This window comes from Verminephrobacter aporrectodeae subsp. tuberculatae At4 (assembly GCF_000193225.1).
GTDB classification, from domain to species: domain Bacteria; phylum Pseudomonadota; class Gammaproteobacteria; order Burkholderiales; family Burkholderiaceae_C; genus Acidovorax; species Acidovorax aporrectodeae.
The window spans coordinates 1-20,998 of the sequence record NZ_AFAL01000481.1 but is presented as its reverse complement, the minus strand read 5'-3'; the positions used below and the strand labels follow the sequence as shown (position 1 = coordinate 20,998).

Here is a 20,998-nt window from a genome sequence, read left to right as displayed (position 1 = left end):
GCGCGCCAGGCGCGCGGCGATCTGGGGGTTGATGGGGTCGATTTCGAGCACGCGCTCGCGCCAGAACACATAGCCCGCCGCGTCCGCGCGGTGGAACGCGCCCGGGTTGGCGTTGCAGTAGCCAAAGAGCAGGCTGCGCGCGCGGTTCGGATTCTTCAGGTTGAAGTCCGGGTGCTGCATGAGCTGGCGCACGACAGGCAGCACGTTGCCGCCACGGTCGAACGCCGTCGCCTGCAGCGCGAACCATTTGTCGACGACCAGCGGCTCGTCGCGGAACTGCGCATGAAAACGCGCCAGCGCCGGGGCCGCGAGTTCGCTGTCGCAGGACACCAGCGCCACGAGCGCGTTGAAGCGCTCGGTCATGTTCGTCGCGTCCTTGAAGCACTGGTAGGCCTTTGCGGGCCAGAGCGTGTCGCCCGTGCTCCGGGCGGCCAGGCACAGCAAGCTCAGCGCCAGACCGCCGAGCGCGCGGCGGCCGGACGACGCCGGGTCGGGACAGTAGCCGCCGCGGCTCTGACTCTGCTCCCAGGCCCAGACCCAGTCGGCGTGCAACGCCAGCGCAAGCTGCTCGCACATGGCTTCGCGCACGGTGTGGACGCGCTGCGGATCGACCACGTCGAGCTGTTCGGCGATGTAGCTCTCCGACGGCATCATGAGCACCAAGTCCTTGAAGGCCGGCTCGAGCGTGGGGTGGCGCAGGACGCCGCGCATCGCCGCGACGAACTCCGCGCAGAGAATCGGCTGCCCGATGCGGCCGTTGGCGCCACATGCCTTGTCGGCGATCGCCGCCATGGCCCTGCGCAGCGCCAGCCGCTGGCCGGCCTCCCAGCGGTTGAACGGGTCCGTGTCGTGCGCCAGCAGCGTGAGCAGCTGGGAGTCGGTGCAGGCCATGTCCAGCAGCACGGGGGCGCTGAAGTTGCGCAGCAGCGAGGGCACGGGTTCGCCGTCCAGGTCGCTGAAGACCAGCGTCTGCTCGGCTTCGGTGAGCACCACGAGGTGTGAGGCTGCGTCTGACGCCGCAGCGTGCGGGGCCGCGTCGCCAGGTGCAGCGGCAGGGCGGCGCCGCTGGCGCTGAGCAGTCCCAGTTCCACGGGGATGACGAAGGGCTGTTTGTCGGGCTGTCCGGGCGTGGGCGCGCAGCTTTGCGCCAGGCTGAGCGTGTAGCAGCGCGTGGCCGCGTCGTAGCTGCCCGAGGCGCGCACGCGCGGCGTTCCGGCCTGGCTGTACCAGCGCTTGAACTGGGGCAGCAGGCGCGCCAGCGCGCTCGCCGGGTTGGCGTCGGCAATGGCCTGCGCGAAATCGTCGCAGGTCACGGCCTGGCCGTCGTGGCGCTCGAAGTACAGCCTCAGGCCGCGCGCAAAGCCTTCGCGCCCGACCAGGGTATGCATCATGCGCACCACCTCGGCGCCCTTTTCGTAGACGGTGACGGTGTAGAAGTTGTCGATCTCGACGTAGCTGTCGGGCCGCACCGGGTGCGCCATGGGGCCGGCGTCTTCGGCAAACTGCATGGTGCGCAGCACGCGCACGTCCTTGATGCGCAAGACGGCGCGGGCCGACGCGCTGCCCGCCAGGTCCTGGCTGAACTCCTGGTCGCGAAACACCGTGAGCCCTTCCTTGAGGCTCAGCTGGAACCAGTCGCGGCAGGTCACGCGGTTTCCCGTCCAGTTGTGGAAATACTCGTGGCCGACCACGCTTTCGATGTACGCGTAGTCGGTGTCGGTGGCGGTGGCCTCGCTGGCGAGCACGTACTTGGTGTTGAAGATGTTCAGGCCCTTGTTCTCCATGGCGCCCATGTTGAAGTCGCTGGTCGCGACGATCATGAAGCGCTCCAGGTCGAGCGGCAGGCCGAAGCGCGCCTCGTCCCAGGCCACGCTGTGCATCAGCGCGCGCATCGCGTGCTCGGTCTTGGCCAGGTCACCGGGGCGCACGTACACCTGCAGCAGGTGCTCGCGGCCCGAGAGGCTCCTGATCCGCTGCTCGCGCGCCACCAGCTTGCCCGCGACCAACGCGAACAGGTAGCAGGGTTTTTTGTGCGGATCGACCCAGCGCGCAAAGTGGCGCCCGCCCTCGAGCGCGCCGCTGGCGACCAGGTTGCCGTTGGACAGCAGCACCGGGTACAGGGCCCGGTCGGCACGCAGCGTGACGCTGTAGCTGGCCATCACGTCCGGGCGGTCGAGAAAGTAGGTGATGCGCCGAAAACCCTCGGCCTCGCACTGCGTGAAGAAACTGCCCTGGCTCATGTGCAGGCCCATGAGCTGCGTGTTCTTCACCGGGCAGCAGGTGCTGAAGATCTCCAGCGTGAAGGGCGCGCTGTCCGGCAGCTTTTCCAGCACCAGGCGCTGGCCCTCCATCTTGAACGAGCAACCCTGGCCATCGACGAGCACGCGCGCCAGGTTCAGGTCCTCGCCGTCGAGTCTCAGCGGCTGCGCGGCCAGGTCCGGGTTGCGGCGCAGCGTCATGCGGTTGAGCACGCGCGTCTTCTGGGGGTCCAGGTCGAACGTGAGATCCACGCTGTCGATCCAGAATGCGGGCGCGCAGTAGTCCTCGCGGCGAATGGCGTGCGCCGGGCCTGCGCCGTCGCCACCGGTATCGGCCTCATGCAGTGGCAACATGGATGCGCTCCAGAAAGTCGGTGTTCATGAGTTCGGTGTAGTCGCGCACGGCGGCGAGCACGTGCGGGCCCGCGAGTTCCTGCGCGCTGTGCGTGCTGCAGATGGCCACGGCGCGCATGCCCGCGCGCCGGGCGGCTTCGATGCCGAAGGGAGCGTCTTCAAAGACGATGCAATGCGCGGGCTGCGCCGCGATGCGCCGCGCCGCCTCGAGAAAAATATCCGGCCGGGGCTTGCCGGGCAGCCCCTCGTCGCCGCGCACGATGGCCAGGGGCGCAGGCTCCATGCCAAGCTGCGACAGCACGAAGCGCACGCTGTGGATGTCGCCTGCCGTTCCCACGGCGACCTTCAGTCCGCGCTCGGCGACCTCTGCGGCAAAGCGGCGAAAGCCCGCGACCTCGGCGAAGTGCGGCGCGAACAATTCGCGGTAGATGTCTTCCTTCTCGCGCGTGAGCGCGTCCACCTCGTCCTGCACGAGCGCGCGGCCGAGCAGTTCGTGCAGGCATTCGGCGCCGTTGCGGCCCGTGGTGCGGGACATGAAGTCGGGCAGGTCGATCGGCACGGCGCGGCGCCGCGCAAACTCGCCCCAGGCCCGGGAATGCCAGGGCATGGAATCGACCATGGTGCCGTCCATGTCGAAGATGATGGCTTCGGTGCGCATCACAGGCCCTGCTTCAGAGAGGCTTCGATGAAGGCGTCGAGGTCGCCGTCGAGCACCTTTTGCGTGGCCGAGATTTCGACGTTGGTGCGCAGGTCCTTGATGCGGCTGTTGTCCAGCACGTAGCTGCGGATCTGGTGGCCCCAGCCGACGTCGGTCTTGCTGTCTTCGAGCTTTTGCTGCGCTTGCTGGCGCTTGCGCATTTCATGGTCGTACAGGCGCGAGCGCAGGCGCTGCCACGCGATGTCGCGGTTGCCGTGCTGGCTGCGGCCGTCCTGGCATTGCACGACGATTCCCGTGGGAATATGCGTCAGGCGCACGGCCGAGTCGGTCTTGTTGATGTGCTGGCCGCCCGCGCCGCTGGCGCGGAAGGTGTCGGTGCGCACGTCGGCCGGGTTGATGTCGATCTGGATCGAGTCGTCGATCTCGGGGTAGACGAACAGGCTGGCAAAGCTCGTGTGGCGCCCGCCCGAGGAGTCGAACGGGCTCTTGCGCACCAGGCGGTGCACGCCGGTTTCGGTGCGCAGCAGGCCGTAGGCGTATTCCCCCTCGACCTTGATCGTGGCGCTCTTGATTCCCGCCACGTCGCCCGGCGTTTCCTCCTCGACTGCGGCCTTGAAGCCCTTGCGCTCGGCGTAGCGCAGGTACTGGCGCAGCAGCATGCCGGCCCAGTCGCAGGCCTCGGTCCCGCCCGCGCCCGCCTGGATGTCGATGAAGCAGCTCAGCGGATCGGCCTCGTTGCCGAACATGCGGCGGAACTCGAGCGCTTCGATCTCGGGCCTGAGCTTGGCGGTTTCGGCTTCGATCGCCGCCAGGCCGGCGGTGTCGTTTTCTTCCCGGCTCAGCGCGAACAGCTCGGCGTTGTCCGCGAGCTCGCGCACCAGCCTGTCGAGCGTGAGCACCACGCCGTCGAGGGTCTTCTTTTCCTTGCCCAGCTCCTGCGCCTTGCGGGGATCACTCCAGACCGCCGGGTCCTCCAGCGCTGCGTTCACGGTTCTCAGGCGTTCGAATTTGGCATCGAAGTCAAAGATACCTCCGCAACGCCTGCGTTCGCCCGATCAGGTCAGAGAGGGTGTTGCCGATGAGGTTGATACGTTCTGCGTCCATGGTGTCCTGCCGGTTCTGTGGGTTTGTGGGCGCGCGATTTTCTCACGGGACGCTGCCCGGGCGGGATTTGTGAACAACTGGGAACAACGGCGCGGCCCTTCCGGGGCGCTCACGCGGCGTCCAGGAACTGCTCGATGAGCTGCGCGACCTGCCCGGGCTGGTCGAGGTGCAGCATGTGGCCGACGTCGCGCACCACGGCGCTGCGGCAGTCGCGCACATGGTGCAGGCGCTGGTGGTACTCGTCCAGCGTGTACTCGCCGCCCCACCATTGGCCGAGGCTGTTGCGCTCACGCGGCGTCCAGGAACTGCTCGATGAGCTGCGCGACCTGCCCGGGCTGGTCATGGTGCAGCATGTGGCCGGCGTCGCGCACCACGGCGCTGCGGCAGTCGCGCACATGGCGCAGGCGCTGGTGGTATTCGTCCAGCGTGTACTCGCCGCCCCACCATTGGCCGAGGCTGTTCGCGTCGGCCTCGACGGCGAGCACCGGGGCGCTGATGCGCCCGTACATGGCCAGAACCTCGTCCACGCGAAAGAGCTGCGCGCTGGTGATCTTGTGCGCGGGGTCGCCGAGGATTTCCCACTGCCCCCGGGCGTTGGGTCGCGCCCAGTGCTGCGCCAGCCATTCGGCCTTGTCCCGCGCCAGGCGGGGGTTGGTCCGCATGAGGCGGCGCGCCACGCCGTCGGCGCTGTCGTAGGTCTTCAGGGCCATCGCGCCCTGGTGCAGTTGCCGGATCTCGTCGATCCATTGCGCGTAGCGCGCGGGGGCCTGCGCGGGCTGTGTGGCCGGCAGGCCAAAGCCCTCCAGATTGACCAGCCGGCGCACGCGATCGGGCCGCACGCCGGCGTACATCATGGCCACGTTGCCGCCCATGCTGTGCCCCACCAGATCGACGGCCTGGCCCGGGGCGCAGTGGTCCAGCAGCAGGTCCAGGTCGGCCAGGTAGTCGGGAAAGAAATAATGGTCCGCCTGCGCGCTCGACGTGCCCCCGAAGCCGCGCCAGTCGGGCGCAATGATGCGCCGCTCCTGCCGCAGCGCGTCCACCGTGAACTGGTACGAGGCGCTCACGTCCATCCAGCCGTGCAGCAGCACCAGCGCGGGCCGGGGGCTGTCCTGCGGCCCCCAGTGGCGCACGTGGTAGTTCAGATGGCGCAGCGCCAGTGTGCTGCTGCGCGAAGCGTGGCGGGGTTGGTACATGGGGGCGGGGCTGTGGAGTCGGCAGGGGTTCGGGCGGGTGCGCACCGCAGGGTGCGGGACGTGGAAATCCATTATCCTGCGCGCTCGTTCCGCTGCCCGCCGTCCGGCCCCACCCATGCAAAAATCCAACTTGGCCAGAGCGATTTGCGCGTCACCCCCATTTGCCTGGGAACCATGACCTTTGGCGAACAGGTCGCCGAGGCCGACGCGCACGCCATACTGAGCCGCGCGCTGGAGCGCGGCCTGAACTTCATCGACACCGCCGAGATGTACGCGGTGCCCGCCCGCGCCGAGACCTGCGGCGCCACCGAGCGCATCATCGGCAACTGGTTGGCGAAGAATCCGGGCGCGCGCCAGAAGCTGGTGCTCGCGACCAAGGTCGCGGGCCCTGGACGCGGCATGCCCTGGGTGCGCAGCGGCCGGGGCATGACGGCGGCGGACATCGCGGCCTCGTGCGAGGGCAGCCTGCGCCGCCTGCGCACCGACGTCATCGACCTGTACCAAATCCACTGGCCCGAGCGCCACGTGCCCGCGTTCGGCGCCCTGTACTACGACCCGGCCAAGGAGGCATCGAGCACGCCGATCCACGAGCAGCTCCAGGCGCTGGCGCGGCTGGTGCAGGCGGGCAAGGTGCGCTGCATCGGCCTGTCCAACGAGACGCCCTACGGCGTGCACGAGTTCGTGCGCCTGGCCGAGCAGCACGCCCTGCCGCGCGTGGCCACGGTGCAGAACCCGTACTGCCTGATCAACCGCAGCTGGGAAAACGCGCTCGACGAAACCTGCCACCGGCTCGCGGTATCGCTGCTCGCCTATTCGCCGCTGGGCTTTGGCCTGCTCACGGGCAAGTACGACGCGGGCGGCACCACGGGCCCGAGCGCACCCAAGGACGCGCGCATCACCGTCTACGAGTCGATGCGCGGGCAGCGCTGGGGGCGCCCCGAGGCGCTGCAGGCCGCGCGCCGCTACAACGCGCTGGCCCGCGCCAACGGCCTGACGCCCACGCAGATGGCGCTCGCGTTCTGCTACACCAAGTGGCAGGTGGCGAGCAGCATCATCGGCGTGACCTGCGCCGCGCAGCTCGACGAAAACCTGAACGCCTGGGGAACGCGCCTGTCGCCCGAACTGCTGCAGGCCATCGACGCCATCCGCCGGGAAATGCGCGACCCGGCGCAGTGACTCAGTCCACCCGCTCCACATGCGCCTGGCGCGTGTACAGAAAGTCGATCACCGCCTTGCGGCAGCGCAGGTAGCGCGGGTCCTCGGCCAGTTCCACGCGCAGGCGCGGGCGGGGCAGGTCCACGCACAGGATCTCGCCAATGGTTGCGGCCGGCCCATTGCTCAGCATCACGATCCGGTCGGCGAGCAGCACGGCCTCGTCCACGTCGTGCGTGACCATGACCACGGTGCTCTGCGTGCGCGCAACGATTTCCAGCAGCTCGTCCTGCAGCCTGGCGCGGGTCAGCGCGTCGAGTGCGCCGAAGGGCTCGTCCATGAGCAGCACCTGCGGCTCCATGGACAGCGCGCGCGCGATTCCCACGCGCTGCTTCATTCCACCGGAGATTTCGCCGGGGCGCTTTTGCCCCGCGTGCGCCAAGCCGACCAGCGCCAGAGCGTCGGCTGTGCGCTGCCTGAGCCGGGCCCGGTCTTCCTTGGCGCCAAAAACGCGCTCCACGGCCAAGTACACATTGTCAAAGCAGCTCAGCCAGGGCAGCAGCGAGTGGTTCTGAAAGACCACCGCGCGCTCCGGCCCGGGGCCCCGGATCTCCTTGTTCGCACACAGCAGGACGCCGCGCGTGGGCGTGGCCAGCCCGGCAATCAGGTTCAGCAGGCTGGACTTGCCGCAGCCCGAGTGGCCGATGAGCGCGACGAACTCGCCGCGGGCAATCGCCAGATCGATCCCGCGCAGCGCGGGGAACAGGCCCTTGGCCGTCTTGAAGCTTTGTTCCACGCCCTGGACTTCAATGAACCGGTTGCCGGCGTTCATGCCCTGACCTCCTCGAACGTGAACGCGCTGGCGAGCCGGATGAGCGCGTATTCGAGCACCATCCCGACGGCGCCGATCACGAAGATGGCAATGAGGATGTTCTTCACGTTCAGGTTGTTCCACTCGTCCCACACCCAAAAGCCTATGCCCACGCCGCCAGTGAGCATCTCGGCCGCGACGATCACGAGCCAGGCGGTGCCCACGGCCAGGCGCACGCCGGTGAGCATGTAGGGCAGGACGGCGGGCAGCAGGATCCGGGTGGCGATCTTCCATTCGGACAGATTCAGCACGCGGGCCACGTTCATGTAGTCCTGCGGAACACGCTGCACGCCCACGGCGGTGTTGATGATCATGGGCCAGATGGAGCAGATGAAAATGGTCCAGATGGCGGCCGGGTTGGCGCCCTTGAAGACCAGCAGACCCAGCGGCAGCCAGGCCAGCGGGGACACCGGGCGCAGCAGGCTGATGAGCGGGTTGAACATGCGCCCCAGAAAGTCGAAGCGCCCGATCACGAAGCCCGCCGGAATGCCCACCAGCGCCGCCATGCCAAAGCCGATGGCCACGCGCTGCAACGACATCAGCAGGTTCCAGCCCAGGCCCTGGTCGTTCGGGCCGTTGCGATAGAAGGGGTCGGCGAACACCTTCAGCGCCTGCGCCCAGGTTTCCCGGGGGCCCGGAATGCCGCTGCTCGCGGACACCAGCGCCCACACGCCCACGAGCAGCCCCAGGCCGCACAGCGGCGGCAGCACGCAGAGCCAGAAGCCTTGCGACAGGGTCCGGACCGCCTGGCGTGCGGCCGGGGGATTTTCCGTTGGCGGCGCCGGGCTTGCGGCACGGGCCGCGCCCGCAGCGTCGGCTGCATGCGGCATGGCATTGCGCGCCGGGGCGGAATCGGGCGGGGCGTGAAACACGGCACTGACCATGGTGTTCTCCTGTTCGCGGGTCGGTCAGGAAGTTCAGGCCCTGATCTTGAAACTGTCGGCGTACCGGGCGGGGTCCTTGCCGTCCCAGAGCACACCGTCGATCAGCTTTTGGCTGCGCATCTCGCTCTTGGGCAGCGGTGTCTTGGACGCCGCTGCCGCCTGCTTGTAGATGTCGATGCGGTTCACCGCCCGGGCGACTGCGGCGTAGTCGGGGTGCTCCTTCAGCAGGCCCCAGCGCTTGTGCTGCGTGAGAAACCACATGCCGTCCGACAGGTACGGGAAGTTCACCGCGCCGGCGTTGAAGAACTTCATGTGGTTCGGGTCGTCCCAGGTCTTGCCCATGCCGTCCTGGTAGCGGCCCAGAATGCGCTGGTTGATCCCCTGCACGTCGGTGTTCACATAGGCTTTGCCGGCAATCGTCTCGGCCATGCGATTCTTGTTCGCCAGGCCCTCGTCGATCCAGCGGCTGGCCTCCAGGATGGCGGCGGTCACGGCGCGCGCCGTGTTCGGGTTCCGGCGCACGAATTCGGACGTGGTGCCGAGCACCTTTTCCGGATGGTCGCGCCAGATCTCCTGCGTGGTCGTGGCGGTCACGCCGATGCCGTCCATGATCGCGCGGTGGTTCCAGGGCTCGCCCACGCAAAAGCCGTCCATATTGCCCACGCGCATGTTCGCCACCATCTGCGGCGGGGGCACGGTGATCACCTTGGCGTCGCGCACCGGGTCGATGCCATTCGCAGCGAGCCAGTAGTACAGCCACATGGCGTGCGTTCCGGTGGGGAAGGTCTGGGCAAAGGTGTACTCGCGCTTTTCGGCCGCCATCAGCCGGGCCAGGCCCGCGCCATCGACTGCGCCCTTTTCGGCGAGCTTGCGCGACAGCGTGATCGCCTGGCCGTTGTGGTTCAGGCCCATGAGCACGGCCATGTCCTTCTTCGGTCCGGCAATGCCCAGGTGCACCCCGTAGACCAAGCCGTAGAGCACATGGGCAAAGTCGAGTTCGCCGTTCACGAGCTTGTCGCGCACACCGGCCCAGGAAGCCTCCTTGGTGGGGACGATGCTCACACCGTATTTCTTGTCGATTCCCAGCACCGAGGCCATGACCACGCTGGCGCAGTCGGTCAGCGGAATAAAGCCGATCTTCACCTCCTTTTTCTCCGGGGCGTCCGAGCCCTGCGCGTGCACGAGTGCGCGCAGCGCGGGGCCCGCGCCCACGGCGCCGATACCGGCGGCCTGCAGCACGGTGCGGCGGTCGATGCTGGTTTCAAGCTATTCGTCATGGGGCGTCCCTGGTGGCGTGAAAAACAAGAAAGGCGTCCTCACCACGCGCCCGGTTGCTGCTCTCAGCAAAGCCGGGTGCGGGCGGGGACGCCTTTGTCCATTGCGGAGCCCGGGGCTCCGACACGGACAAGCGCGATCCCGCCATTGGGTCGGTGCTGTCCGTGGTGCGACCTGCATTGGTCTTGCAGGTGCTGGTGCAAGCCGCGTGCCAGCAACGCGGATTCCGGGCGGGCAAGCCATGGGCCATGGGACGCGTGCAGCCCAAGCCCTGGGCCCCGTCTGCCTCCCGATCCCCGCGGACGAATGCGGACCGGGCTCTGCACGCCGCAGCGCACCAGATTTGTGCGCTGCACCATCGCGCACCGGTTTTGCACCGGGAACGCGGACGCGGGCGCCGTCAGTCCAGCAAGTCCAGCGCATCGAGCATGCGCTGGGCCAGTTCCGCGAGCCTGAGGCTCTTGTCCATGGCGGCCTTGCGCAGCTTCGCGTAGGCCTCCTGTTCGCTCAGACCCTGGCGCTGCATGAGCAGGCCCTTGGCGCGCTCGATGATCTTGCGCTCGCGCAGTTCGGCCCGGGCCCCGGCGAGTTCGGCGCGCAAAGCCTGCTCGTGCCGAAAGCGCGCCAGGGCCACGTCCAGAATGGGGCGGATGCGCTGCGGCGCAAGGCCTGCGACGACATAGGCGCAAACGCCCGCAGCCACCGCGTCCTTGACGTGCGAGGTGTCTTCGTCGTTCGTGAACAGCACGATGGGGCGGCGCGCGTCGCGCGTGGCGAGCACCACATACTCGAGCGCGTCGCGCGCGTCGCTTTCGGCGTCCACGACGATCAGGTCGGGCTGCAACTGGGCGATGCGCTCGCTCAGAAAGACATCCGCGGGCAGCGTCGCCACCAGGTTGAAGCCGTTCTCCAGCAGCCCGATGCGCAGCGCGCGCGAGCGCCCGGCCAAGCGCACGGCGTGCTCGTCCCCCGGGTCGGCAACGTCCAGATCCGGCGCCACCACCACGATGCGCAAAGCCTCAGTCATACATATCCCTGCGCGCGAGCAATTTCTACGCCACGAACAACGCCGCCGCGGCGCCGCAGAATGCGCACCTCAGGCTCTGAAGCGCCGGCGCGTGAGCGCCAATGCGATCCAGAACGCCGCCACGGTGGTGCCCCCCAGCGCCAGGCCGTGGCGCAGTGCGTCGACGGGCCACTGGTTCATGAACAGCGGCCGCACCAGTTCCACCGCGTGGGTCAGCGGCAGCCAGTCGGAGATGGCGCGCACCACAGGGGGCAACTGTGCGCGCGGGAAGAACACGCCCGACAGGAACATCATGGGCGTGAGCCCCAGCGTGAAGTAGTAGGTGAAGAAATCGTAGCCCTTGGCGAGCGCGTTGAAGATCAGGGCAATGCTCGAAAACATGATTCCCACGCCCAGCAAAATGGGCCAGGCGAGCAACAGCCTGGGGCTGTGGCTGATTCCCAGGGCAAGCATCACGCACAAAATCGCCGAGACCGTGAACAGCGCCTTGAACGCGGCCCAGAGCATTTCGGCGAGCACCACGTCGTCCAGGCTGATGGGGGCATTCATGATGCCCTCCCAGGTCTTTTGCACATGCATGCGCGAGAACGCCGAATACAGCGCCTCGAAGCTTGCCGCGTTCATGGCGCTCATGCAGACCGAGCCGCTGGCCAGGAACAGGATGTAGGGAACCGTCTGCCCCTCCACCTGGATCTGCCCCACCAGCGCGCCCATTCCGTAGCCAAAGGCGACGAGCCAGATCAGCGGCTCGGCGATATTGCCCACGAGGCTCGGAAACGCCAGCTTGCGCCATACCAGCAGGTTGCGCAGGAACACCGGCCAAGCACGGGCCGAGAGGCTGGGCGGGCGCCATATGGACGGCTGGACTGCGGTAAGGCTGGGGGCGGATGCGGGGGCGCTTGGCATGCGCCTATTGTGCGGTGTAAACCGGCAGGCGCGCTTTTTGCGCAGCACTGCCTGGCCCGGTCTGCCGTTGGTTTCTGCCCCGCTGTTGCAGCGGCGCCAAGGCCACCCCTTCCCTGCTGATCGCAAGCCCGATGCCCCTCAACGCCCGCAAAAGGAAACCCCATGAACCGCAACGACGTCACCGAAAAAATCATCAGCACCAAGGTCGCCAAGGGCCTGCAATGGAGTGCCATCGCCAGCAAGCTTGGCCGGTCCAAGGAATGGACCACCGCGCTGTGCCTGGGCCAAATGAGCGCGTCCGCCGAGCAGGCCCGGTGTCTGGGCGAGATCTTTGGCCTCACGGACGAGGAGCAGAAATGGCTGCAAATCGTTCCCCACAAGGGAACGCTGCAAACGCCCGTGCCCACCGACCCGCTGATCTACCGCTGGTACGAGATCGTGAACGTCTACGGCAGCACCATCAAGGAGCTGATCCACGAAGAGTTCGGCGACGGCATCATGAGTGCCATCGACTTGAGCATGGCCATCACGCGCGAGGCCGACCCCAAGGGCGACCGTGTGAAAGTGGTCCTGTCGGGCAAGTTCCTGCCCTACAAGCAGTATTGAAAAGGCAAAGCGCCGCGCGGTACCCTGCCGTGGCCACACCCCGGCGACAGGTTGGGCCGAGCGCAGCGCTTACCCCCTCTTTGCCAGCAGGCAATTCGCTCCATTGCCCCGCCCGCGCAGGCCCGGTTGCCACAAGGCCTGCGCAGGCAGGGCCCATCAGTTCCAGCCCGCAGCCAGCACCGGAGCCAGAGCCGTCTGGTAATCGGCCGCCAGCGTGGTCTGCCCTGCGGGCGGCGGTGCGAAGGCCGCCATCGCAGACACAAGGGCATTCACTTGGCTGTCCAGCAGCACCTTGCCATCCGCGGTCTGGAAGCGCTCGATATGGTAGGCATTGCCCACATACCAGTTGTTGATCAGGCTCTTGTCCGAGGTGCCGATGATGCTTGCCTCCAGGTCCGCATCCACGCGGCGCAACCACAGCTGATTGGTGTTCACGCCTGCGCCAATGGACAGGCAATCGGTATTGCCTGCGGTGCTGTCGTAGTCGGTGATGTTGTCCACACCAGAGCCCCGGCCAAAAACATAGGTGTCGTTGCCATTGCCGCCGTCCAGGGTGTCGTTGCCTGCGCCGCCATCGAGCGTGTCTGCTCCGTTCCCGCCGGAGAGGGTGTCGCTGTCCGCACCGCCATTGAGCGTGTCGTTGCCATCGCGCCCGTAGATCGTGTCGGCTCCCGCTTGGCCGCTGATGGTGTCGTCCGCAGTGGTACCGACGATGTAATCGGCCGCCGCCGTGCCCGCGAAGGCCTTGTTCTTGAGTTCATTGAAACCCCAGGTGGTGCCGTCGGCGAACCTGACTTGCTGGATCGGGTTGCTGGCGTTGGCCGGGTCGTCCCTGGAGAAGAAGTCGCAGATGGTCACCTTGTCCGCGGTGTCCACGATGGACAGCACCAAGGTCGAGCCGGAGCGCGTCGCCGCGATCTCCGAGGGCGCCACACCCGCCTTGAACTGCAGCACGTTGAGTTTGTCTGCCGCCTGCTCGTAGTCCGGACTGATGGTGTCCTGCCCGTCGCCCTTGCCAAACAGATAGGTGTCGTTGCCCGCACCTCCGCTGAGCACGTCGATGCCTGTTCCTCCGTCGAGCGTGTCGGCTCCGTTCTCGCCGTAGAGGCTGTCGTTGTCCGCGCCGCCATCGAGCGTGTCGTTGCCATCGAGCCCGTAGATCGAGTCGGCTCCGGCCTGACCGCTGATGCGGTCGTCTGCCGTGGTGCCGAAGATGAAATCGGCCGCTGCCGTGCCCGCGAATCCCTTGTTCTTGAGCTCATTGAGGCCCCAGGTGGTGCCGTCGGCGAACCTGACTTGCTGGATCGGGTTGTTCGCGTTGGCCGGGCCCTCGCCGGAGAAGAAGTCGCAAATGCTCACCTTGTCTGCGGTGTCCCCGATGGACAGCACCAAGTTCTGGCCCGCGCGTGTCGCCACGATCTCCGAGGGCGCCACACCCGCCTTGAACTGCAGCACATTGAGCTTGTCTGCTGCCAGGTCGTAGTCCGAACTGATGCTGTCCTGTCCATCGCCCTTGCCAAACAGATAAATGTCGTTGCCCGCACCTCCGCTGAGCAGGTCATTGTCTGTTCCTCCGTCGAGCGTGTCGGCTCCGTCCCCGCCGTAGAGGCTGTCATTGCCTGCTCCACCATCAAGCGTATCGGCTCCCGTGCCACCCTGGATCCAATCGATACCATCACCGCCTTTCAAGCGATCATCTCCCGCACCGCCAAACAAAGTGTCGTTGCCTGCACCGCCCAGAGCAATATCGTCACCATTTCCACCGTCTATTGCATCGTTGCCTGCTTTGCCAATCAGCATATCGTTGCCGTCGAAACCCCGGATGTTGTCCTCCCCTGCACCGGCGACAATCAAATCCGGCCGTGAGGTGCTGGTGAGCCTGTCGGTGGACGACGCAGCGAAACGGACTGTCCAACTGCTCAGTTCCTTGCTGAATACTCCCAGATCGGTGGTGGTATCGAGTTGGGTGGCGAGGAAGTCGGCGGCGTTCCAGCCGAGTTCCGCCAAGTTTCCGTATCCGTAAGAGCTCACAAACTCGACCAGATCGATAATTCCTTGTTGACTGTTCGATGCGATGCCCCGAACAAAGGCCGACTCAAGCCCGGAGAACGAAAGCGTGTCCGCCTCGAGCGCGGAATCAAACATACCGGTGTAAGCCTTCAATCGGGTTATCAGAACCAGGGATTCATAAATGTCCGTTTTGAATCGGTCGTACGCCAAGGAAATGTTGGCGATCTGCTCAGCGGCCAGCGTTACCCTGAGCGTGCCCGAGTTGGCGTCCAGTGGCGTAAACCGGGCCTGCCCGGTGGCGCCCCCATAGGTAAAGCCCATGAAGCGCTCGACCACGCCCAGCTTGCGAATGAATTCGTTGTAGTCTGGCGTGCCTGCGGTCAACCCGGCCAAGTTGTAGGTCAACGTCACACCATTGCTTGAGAGGGCATCTGCCTGCGCCTTGAGTGGTTTCAAATCGGCTGTATCGGCCCATTTCTCAATGAAACCGTCGAGCTTGTCAATCTGACCTTGGCGGGTGGTTTGCTGGGTATAGGTTTGTACCCAATTACCGAGTTCGGTCGAGAGGCTGATGGCTTCAGACAGATCGCGCACACGTCCTGAGCCGCGCAAATTGGGCAATGCCATGGCCTGATCGGTGAGTGTGATCCTGTCGCTAAACTGCCGATAGAAGGTATTGACCAGCAGGTCCAGGTTGGCCGTGGCACTATTGGTTTCCCCCGTCGCTCCCGTAGTACCGCTGGACCGGGTAAAGGTGCCTGCTGCCGTCTGCAGATTGCCATTTCCCAAGTCGGTCCGCACAGCGCTTGAATTCACGCCGATCGCAGTAATGCTGTTGGCGTCCAGTGTGGTCAACTCGTCGGCTTGGCTGATGCCGTCCTGGTTCAAATCACGCCAGATGCGCAAATTGGCAAAACCGCTGTCTGCCGAGTTGATCTTGCCGTCGTTATTCGCGTCCAGGTCCTTGAGCGCGTCAAAGCCGTCGGTGGCCCGTTCACCGTTGCTCTTGAGCGTGTCCACACCAAAGAGTTCGCGGCCCGAATCGATCGTGCCATTGCCATTGCGGTCCCGCACCAGCCAGCCATCGTCGGGTTTCACCCAGCCAGTGCCGGTCTTCACGCCATCGGCGTCGTGATCGAACAAGATGATCGTCCCGTCGCGGGTGCTGGTGGTTTCAATGCCGTCGCCATCCAGGTCGAGGACCAGCGGATCACGGCGCGGTGGGGTTGTGCCAGCAGCGCCAGCGGTACAACCTGTGTTACCCGTGCCACCAGCCGCACCGCCAGCATCGCTGCTACCACCGCCGGGATTCCTGGAATCACCAGAGCCAGAACCTCCGCTGGGTCGGTTATCCCACCACTGCTTTGGATTAATTGTTCGACCGTGTCGGTTCTTCATCTGGTAATGAACATGCTGTGCGACAGAATTTTCTCCTTTGGGACCACGACCACCCATCGTACCAATCGGAGTACCTGCATTTACTTTTTGCCCGACCTCTACAATCCGTGTGTGGTTATGGATGATCTCGTGACTGTTTCCATCTGCGTCACGAATCTTGATGGTGCTATCTTTACCACCCACAAAAGTCACGACTCCGCTAATGGGAGCATGAACCAAAGGATGTGTCAAATTGATTCCAGACTGTCCACCCTGATAATTAAAATCAACTCCTCCATGTGGTTCCTTGTCCTCTCGTTTTTCACCGTAGCTCCCAGTGATATGTGGTGTTTTGCCATTTTGTTCTGGCAGTACTATTTTCATTACATCATCAAAAGACATGATTTTCTCCTTTCAGTTCAAAGTGACCAATTTTCAATACGCACTAAATTCCAACAGGAATTCAAAATAAAAAAATAATCTATTACATAATCGGTATCATCTTTCATCATAGTCAATTTGGCACGATTCGATTTGATCCAATCAATGCGCAAAATCAGGTTTTCTTGTTTTCTCTCAGCTTCATCATATATAACAGGGAAGGAGACCTGATCGCGTCGGAGTGTTCGCATGACAATCTTTGCCTCGGGTTCTGCATCCTCTCTCACTTGGCGCTTGAGTGGATACTTCGTAAATTGACTCTGCACTTCCTTGCTTTCAGAAAACACTTTTATGAATTCATAAAAATCACGGGAAGGACATTTTATTTGCCTGCTGCCAGAAGCCTGCTGGACCGGATGACTTGCATGGTCGAGAGCATATGCTTGACTACAAACAGCAAAAAAACAACAAAGAGTACCAGAAAATGCTGACCTAACAACTCAGCATGAGCATGCTGTACGATTGCATGTGGTTCTTCGGGCTTTCGATTTCCACCGTGACTCCCAGTGAGATGTGGTGTTCTGCCATTTTGGGCTGGCAATACCGTGTTCGGCACATCATTAAAACGCACGATTTTCTCCTTGACAGTTCAAAGTTCAATGCGACCAATTTTCAATACGCACCAAACTCCAACAGGAATTCAGAACAAAGAAATAATTAACAACATAACAGGTATCATCTTTCATCATGGTCAATTTGGCACGATTCGATTTGATCCAATCAATCTGCAAAATCAGGTTTTCTTGTTTTCTCTCAATTGCATTATCTATAACAGGGAAGGAGACCTGCTGATCGCGTCGGAATGTTCGCATGACCGGCTTTGCCTCAGGTTCTGCATCCTCCAGCACTTGGATCTTGAGTGGATATTTGGTAAATTTGATCTGCACCTCCTTGCTTTCAGAAAACACTTTCATGAATTCATAAAAATCACGGGAAGGGCATTTTATCTGCCTGCTGCCAGAAGCCTGCTGGACCGGATGACTTGCATGGTCGAGAGCATATGCTTGACTACAAACAACAAAAAACAACAAAAAATAGCGCATTATGATCAACATGACTCTCTCCTTTTCAGAAAATGCTGGCCTAACAAGCGTATCGGCTCCGGCCTGACCGCTGATCGCGTTGTCCTGCGGTGCTATCGATGATGTAATCGGCCGCTGCCGTGCCCGCGGAGACCCTGCCCTTGAGCGCATTGACGCCCCAGATGGTGTCGTCGGCAAACCTGACCTGCTGGATCGGGTTATAGGGGTTGTCCGGGTCCTCACCGGGGAAGAATTCGCAGATGGTCACCTTGTCTGCGGTACCCACAATGGACAGCACCAAGCTCGTGCCGGCGCGCGTAGCCACGATCTCCGAGGGCGCCACACCCACCTTGAACTGCAGCACGTCGAACTCGGCGAAGCCCGAACTGATGGTGTCCTGCCCGTCGCCCTTGCCAAACAGATAGGTGTCGTTTTCCGCACCACCACGGAGCACGTCGTTGCCTGCGCCACCGTCGAGCGTGTCGGCTCCCGCGCCTCCCTGGATCCAATCGTCCCCATCACCGCCTTCCAAGCGATCAGCTCCAGCACCGCCAGACAAAGAGTCGTTGCCTGAACCGCCCAGAACGATGTCGTCACCATCTCCACCGTCTATTGCATCGTTGCCTGCTTTGCCAATCAGAATATCCTTGCCGCCGAAACCCCGAATGTTGTCATCCCCTGCACTAGCAACAATCAAATCCGGTCGAGAGGTACCGGTGAGCCTGTGCTCGGTGGATGCCGCGAAACGGACTGTCCAACTGCTCAATTCCTTGCAGAATACTCCCGGATCGGTGGTGGTATCGAGTTGGGTGACGAGGAATTCGATGGCGTTCCAGCCAAGTCCAGCCAAGTTTTCGTATCCGTAAGAATTCACAAACTCGACCAGATCGACAGATCCCTGGTGACTGTTCGATGCGATGCCCCGAACAAAGGCCGATTCAATCCCGGAGAATGAAAACGGGTTCGCATTGAGCGCGGCATCAAACATATTGGTGTAAGATTTCAATCTGGTTTCCAGAACCAGGGAATCATAAATGTCCGTTTTGAATCGGTCGTACGCCAAAGAAATGTTGGCGATCTGCTCAGCGGCCAGCGTTACCCTGAGCGTGCCCGAGCTGGCATTCAATGGCGTAAACCGGGCCTGCCCGGTGGCACCCCCATAGGTAAAACCCATGAAGCGCTCGACCACGCCCAGCTTGCGAATGAATTCCTTGTAGTCTGGTCTGCCTGCGCTCAACCCGGCCAATTTGTAGGTCAATGTGACCCCATTGCTTGAGAGGGCGTTTGCCTGCGCCTTGAGTGGTTTCAAATCGGCTGTATCGGCCCATTTTTCAATGAAACCGTCGAGCTTGTCGATCTGTCCTTGGTAGGTGGTTTGCTGGGCGTAGGTTTGCACCCAATGGCCGAGTTCGGTCGAGAGGCTGATGGCTTCAGACAGATCACGCACACGCCCTGAGCCGCGCAAATTGGGCAATGCCTTGGCCTGATCGGTGAGTGGAATCCTGTCAGTAAACTGCCGATAGAAGGTATTTACCAGCAGGTCCAGGTTGGCCGTTGCGCTATGGGTTTCCCCCGTCGTTCCCGTGGTCCCGTTGGACCGGGTAAAGGTGCCCGCTGCTGTCTGCACATTGCCATTTCCCAGGTCGATTCGCCCAGCGCTTGAATTCACGCCTATTGCGGTAATTTTGTTCGCGCTGAGTGTGCTCAACTCCTTGGCCTGGCTGATGCCGTCCTGGTTCAAGTCACGCCAGATGCGCAAATTGGCAAAAACGCTGTCCGCCGAGTTGATCTTTCCGTCGTTATTCGCGTCCAAGTCCTTGAGCGCGTCAAAGCCGTCGGTGGCCCGTTGACCGTTTTTCTTGAGCGTGTCCACACCAAAGAGTTCGCGGCCCGAATCGATCGTGCCATTGCCATTGCGGTCCAGCACCAGCCAGCCGTCGTCGGGTTTGACCCAGCCAGTGCCGGTTTTCACGCCATCGGCATCATGATCGAACAAGATGACCGTCCCGTTACGGACCGGGCAGTTTGCTTCCAAGGGAGCGCACGCATCATGACCGAACAAGATGGCCATCCCTTCGCGGGTGCTGGTGGTTTCAATGCCGTCGCCATCGAGGTCGAGGGCCAGCGGATCACGGCGCGAAGGAGTTGTGCCGTCAGCGCCAGCGGCACAACCCGCGCTACCCGCGCCACCAGCCGCACCGCTAGCATCGCCGCCTTCAGAAAAATCACGCGAAGGGCATTTTATTTGCCTGCTGCCGGAAGCTTTCTGAATGGGATGGCTTGCATGGTCAAGAGCATATGCTTGACTACAAACAGCAAAAACAACGAAGCGTAGCGCAGCATTTTAACCAACATGATTCTCTCCTTATCAACGCTCCCTCAAACTCTCACTCCCCGCCCTCTGAATCGGACTCAGCAAATATTCAATCACCCGCCTCTGCCCCGTCTTGATCTCCGCCGTGATATTCATCCCCGGCGCCAGCCGGATCGGCTTGCCGTCCACGTCAATATGCGTGCGCCCGAGTTTGAGTATGGCCGGGAAGATCGCGCCGCGTTTCTCGTCGTTCACCGCGTCCTGCGTCACTTTCTCCACCTCCGCGGGCACGGTGCCGTAGCGCGTGAACGGGAAGGTCTCCAGCTTGATGCTTACGTCCTGCCCGGGAACTACAAAGCCGATGTCCTTGTTTTCCAGCGTGACCTCGGCGCTCATGCTCGCGCTTTCGGGGACGATGACCATCAGGGCCTGGGCCTCGGTGACTACGCCGCCTTCGGTGTGCAGGGCCAGTTGCTGCACGGTGCCGCTGACCGGGGCCGTGAGCGTTGCGCGCTGTTCGCGTTGCCTGGCCTTGGTCAGTTCCTGGCCCGTCTGGTGGCGCTTGAGGTCTGCCTGCGCCTGGCGTTCGCTCAGCGCGCGCAGGGTTTCTGCGAGGTAGGCGCTGCGGGTTTCTTTGGCCTCGCGCAGCGCCGCCTGCGCTTCGTACAAGCGGGCCTTTTGCGTTGCCAGGTCGCGTTCGAGTTCGATGCGTTCGCGGGTGCGGTCCTGCCGGGCGTGGACCGACATGAAGCCCTGGGCCATCAGGGTCTGGAAGTCCTGTTCGCGCTGGCGGGCGATGGGCACGGTGGATTCGAGCTTGTCGATCATGGCCTGCACGGTGGCCCTCTCGGCCTCGCGGCGCTGTTGTTCTGCGCTCAGGCGGTCCAGGCGCGCGCTGACGTCGTTCCATTCCGCGGCCAGTTGGGCCTGGGCTCTTGCGCGTTCTGCGTCGGTCCAGTCGGCTGCGGCGGCGTTTTCCCGGATGGCTGCGTCCAGCGCCCGATCCACGGGTGCCTTGTGCTTTCCCGCGCGCAGCATCTGTTGCTGCACGCGGGTGCGCAGCCATTCGGACTGCGCGGCCTTGTGCGTTTCGAGCAGGCTGGCCCGGTCGGCCTGCGCGTCGGTGGGGTCGAGTTCCATGAGCGGCTGGCCGGCCTGCACCCGGTCGCCGTCCTGGACGAGGATGCGGCGCACCACGCTGCGCTCCAGCGGTTGGACGGTTTTCGTGCGCTCGCTCACGATGATGCGCCCGGGCGCCACGGCCACGATGTCGATCTTGCCGAAGGTGGTCCATGCCACGGCGCTCAGGAACAGCGCCATCAGCGCGTAGGCGATGCGCCGGGGCGCCGGGTGCACCGGCATTTCCTGCAGGCTCAGGGCGGCGGGCAGGAAGGCTTGTTCGTCGGCCAGGCGCGCCGGCCCGGCGAGTTCCGCGCGCCGGGCCCATGCGGTTCGCAGCACGGCCCGGTAGCGGGCCAGCAGTTCCAGGGCCGGGTGGCGCGGCGCAGTGGTGTTCATGCCAGTCCCCGGGGCGGGATGGTGG

At 63.7% G+C, this 20,998-nt stretch carries 16 protein-coding genes and 2 pseudogenes; 3 read left to right on the top strand and 15 right to left on the bottom strand.

What is annotated here, in order from left to right; all coding sequences use genetic code 11:
- From pepN to VTU_RS0115595, 5 genes and pseudogenes are all read right to left on the bottom strand, one after another.
- Nucleotides 1–2,612 (bottom strand): annotated as a pseudogene (gene pepN / locus VTU_RS27610) (aminopeptidase N); the annotation flags it as partial.
- Nucleotides 2,596–3,270, bottom strand: coding sequence for an HAD family hydrolase (locus VTU_RS0115610; protein ID WP_010105825.1), 675 nt, complete (start codon nucleotides 3,268–3,270; stop codon nucleotides 2,596–2,598). The gene VTU_RS0115610 and the pseudogene pepN, both read right to left, overlap by 17 nt.
- Nucleotides 3,270–4,374, bottom strand: a protein-coding gene (gene prfB / locus VTU_RS0115605; protein WP_138927921.1) for a peptide chain release factor 2 whose coding sequence is annotated in 2 segments (ribosomal slippage) — nucleotides 3,270–4,292 and nucleotides 4,294–4,374 — 1,104 coding nt in all. Because the reading frame shifts where the segments join, the coding sequence is not laid out codon by codon here. Before prfB ends, VTU_RS0115610 begins: the two co-directional genes overlap by 1 nt.
- A gap of 109 nt (nucleotides 4,375–4,483) precedes the next feature.
- Nucleotides 4,484–4,657, bottom strand: a pseudogene (locus VTU_RS0115600) (alpha/beta fold hydrolase); the annotation flags it as partial.
- A 4-nt stretch (nucleotides 4,658–4,661) separates the two neighbouring features.
- Nucleotides 4,662–5,570 (bottom strand): alpha/beta fold hydrolase, encoded by a 909-nt coding sequence (locus tag VTU_RS0115595; RefSeq protein WP_010105819.1) that lies wholly within the window; start codon nucleotides 5,568–5,570, stop codon nucleotides 4,662–4,664.
- Between the two features lie 66 nt (nucleotides 5,571–5,636).
- Here VTU_RS0115595 and VTU_RS0115590 point away from each other — a divergent pair, with 66 nt between their 5' ends.
- On the top strand, nucleotides 5,637–6,746 hold the full coding sequence (locus VTU_RS0115590; protein WP_438873586.1) for an aldo/keto reductase: 1,110 nt from the start codon (nucleotides 5,637–5,639) through the stop codon (nucleotides 6,744–6,746).
- A gap of 1 nt (nucleotide 6,747) precedes the next feature.
- Here the strand turns inward: VTU_RS0115590 and VTU_RS0115585 are convergent, their stop codons facing one another.
- From VTU_RS0115585 to VTU_RS0115565, 5 genes are all read right to left on the bottom strand, one after another.
- Nucleotides 6,748–7,554 carry an ABC transporter ATP-binding protein gene (locus tag VTU_RS0115585; protein WP_010105816.1) on the bottom strand — a complete coding sequence of 269 codons (807 nt, stop codon included), beginning with the start codon at nucleotides 7,552–7,554 and terminating at the stop codon, nucleotides 6,748–6,750.
- A complete protein-coding gene (gene ntrB, locus VTU_RS0115580) occupies nucleotides 7,551–8,477 on the bottom strand; it encodes a nitrate ABC transporter permease (protein WP_010105814.1) in 927 nt (308 codons plus the stop codon). Before ntrB ends, VTU_RS0115585 begins: the two co-directional genes overlap by 4 nt.
- 33 nt (nucleotides 8,478–8,510) lie before the next feature.
- Nucleotides 8,511–9,716 carry a CmpA/NrtA family ABC transporter substrate-binding protein gene (locus VTU_RS0115575; protein ID WP_010105812.1) on the bottom strand — a complete coding sequence of 402 codons (1,206 nt, stop codon included), beginning with the start codon at nucleotides 9,714–9,716 and terminating at the stop codon, nucleotides 8,511–8,513.
- A 436-nt stretch (nucleotides 9,717–10,152) separates the two neighbouring features.
- Complete coding sequence (locus tag VTU_RS0115570) at nucleotides 10,153–10,779, bottom strand: ANTAR domain-containing response regulator (protein ID WP_010105810.1); 627 nt, start codon at nucleotides 10,777–10,779, stop codon at nucleotides 10,153–10,155.
- A 69-nt stretch (nucleotides 10,780–10,848) separates the two neighbouring features.
- Nucleotides 10,849–11,685: an ABC transporter permease gene (locus tag VTU_RS0115565; protein WP_050809523.1), complete on the bottom strand. Its 837-nt coding sequence runs from the start codon at nucleotides 11,683–11,685 to the stop codon at nucleotides 10,849–10,851.
- 162 nt (nucleotides 11,686–11,847) lie between these two features.
- On the opposite strand from VTU_RS0115565, the gene cynS reads away from it, so the two are divergent.
- On the top strand, nucleotides 11,848–12,291 hold the full coding sequence (gene cynS, locus VTU_RS0115560) for a cyanase (protein WP_010105806.1): 444 nt from the start codon (nucleotides 11,848–11,850) through the stop codon (nucleotides 12,289–12,291).
- A 156-nt stretch (nucleotides 12,292–12,447) separates the two neighbouring features.
- On the opposite strand, the gene VTU_RS27605 is transcribed toward cynS, so the two are convergent.
- From VTU_RS27605 to VTU_RS27590, 4 genes are all read right to left on the bottom strand, one after another.
- A complete protein-coding gene (locus VTU_RS27605; RefSeq protein WP_081479848.1) occupies nucleotides 12,448–16,080 on the bottom strand; it encodes an SPM autocatalytic domain-containing protein in 3,633 nt (1,210 codons plus the stop codon).
- A 17-nt stretch (nucleotides 16,081–16,097) separates the two neighbouring features.
- Complete coding sequence (locus VTU_RS32885) at nucleotides 16,098–16,406, bottom strand: hypothetical protein (protein WP_138927920.1); 309 nt, start codon at nucleotides 16,404–16,406, stop codon at nucleotides 16,098–16,100.
- A 309-nt stretch (nucleotides 16,407–16,715) separates the two neighbouring features.
- Complete coding sequence (locus VTU_RS27595) at nucleotides 16,716–17,174, bottom strand: hypothetical protein (protein WP_040892951.1); 459 nt, start codon at nucleotides 17,172–17,174, stop codon at nucleotides 16,716–16,718.
- Nucleotides 17,175–17,202: 28 nt separating this feature from the next.
- Complete coding sequence (locus VTU_RS27590) at nucleotides 17,203–19,212, bottom strand: SPM autocatalytic domain-containing protein (RefSeq protein WP_010105799.1); 2,010 nt, start codon at nucleotides 19,210–19,212, stop codon at nucleotides 17,203–17,205.
- Between VTU_RS27590 and VTU_RS34940 the strand changes: the two genes are divergently transcribed.
- Nucleotides 19,192–19,476, top strand: coding sequence for a hypothetical protein (locus VTU_RS34940; protein ID WP_236610760.1), 285 nt, complete (start codon nucleotides 19,192–19,194; stop codon nucleotides 19,474–19,476). The two genes, VTU_RS27590 and VTU_RS34940, sit on opposite strands and share 21 nt — an antisense overlap.
- A gap of 33 nt (nucleotides 19,477–19,509) precedes the next feature.
- On the opposite strand, the gene VTU_RS0115540 is transcribed toward VTU_RS34940, so the two are convergent.
- Nucleotides 19,510–20,973 (bottom strand): HlyD family type I secretion periplasmic adaptor subunit, encoded by a 1,464-nt coding sequence (locus VTU_RS0115540; RefSeq protein ID WP_010105795.1) that lies wholly within the window; start codon nucleotides 20,971–20,973, stop codon nucleotides 19,510–19,512.
- Between the last annotated feature and the right edge of the window lie 25 nt (nucleotides 20,974–20,998).

Bases quoted from the DNA above. Each gene is read 5' to 3' on its own strand.
- ntrB (WP_010105814.1), bottom strand. From the start codon at position 8,477: ATGGTCAGTGCCGTGTTTCACGCCCCGCCCGATTCCGCCCCGGCGCGC.
- VTU_RS0115540 (WP_010105795.1), bottom strand. From the start codon at position 20,973: ATGAACACCACTGCGCCGCGCCACCCGGCCCTGGAACTGCTGGCCCGC.
- VTU_RS0115595 (WP_010105819.1), bottom strand. From the start codon at position 5,570: ATGTACCAACCCCGCCACGCTTCGCGCAGCAGCACACTGGCGCTGCGC.
- VTU_RS0115585 (WP_010105816.1), bottom strand. From the start codon at position 7,554: ATGAACGCCGGCAACCGGTTCATTGAAGTCCAGGGCGTGGAACAAAGC.
- VTU_RS27590 (WP_010105799.1), bottom strand. From the start codon at position 19,212: ATGGCCATCTTGTTCGGTCATGATGCGTGCGCTCCCTTGGAAGCAAAC.
- VTU_RS34940 (WP_236610760.1), top strand. From the start codon at position 19,192: ATGACCGAACAAGATGGCCATCCCTTCGCGGGTGCTGGTGGTTTCAAT.
- VTU_RS27595 (WP_040892951.1), bottom strand. From the start codon at position 17,174: ATGTTGATCATAATGCGCTATTTTTTGTTGTTTTTTGTTGTTTGTAGT.
- cynS (WP_010105806.1), top strand. From the start codon at position 11,848: ATGAACCGCAACGACGTCACCGAAAAAATCATCAGCACCAAGGTCGCC.
- VTU_RS0115570 (WP_010105810.1), bottom strand. From the start codon at position 10,779: ATGACTGAGGCTTTGCGCATCGTGGTGGTGGCGCCGGATCTGGACGTT.
- VTU_RS27605 (WP_081479848.1), bottom strand. From the start codon at position 16,080: ATGTCTTTTGATGATGTAATGAAAATAGTACTGCCAGAACAAAATGGC.
- VTU_RS0115610 (WP_010105825.1), bottom strand. From the start codon at position 3,270: ATGCGCACCGAAGCCATCATCTTCGACATGGACGGCACCATGGTCGAT.
- VTU_RS0115565 (WP_050809523.1), bottom strand. From the start codon at position 11,685: ATGCCAAGCGCCCCCGCATCCGCCCCCAGCCTTACCGCAGTCCAGCCG.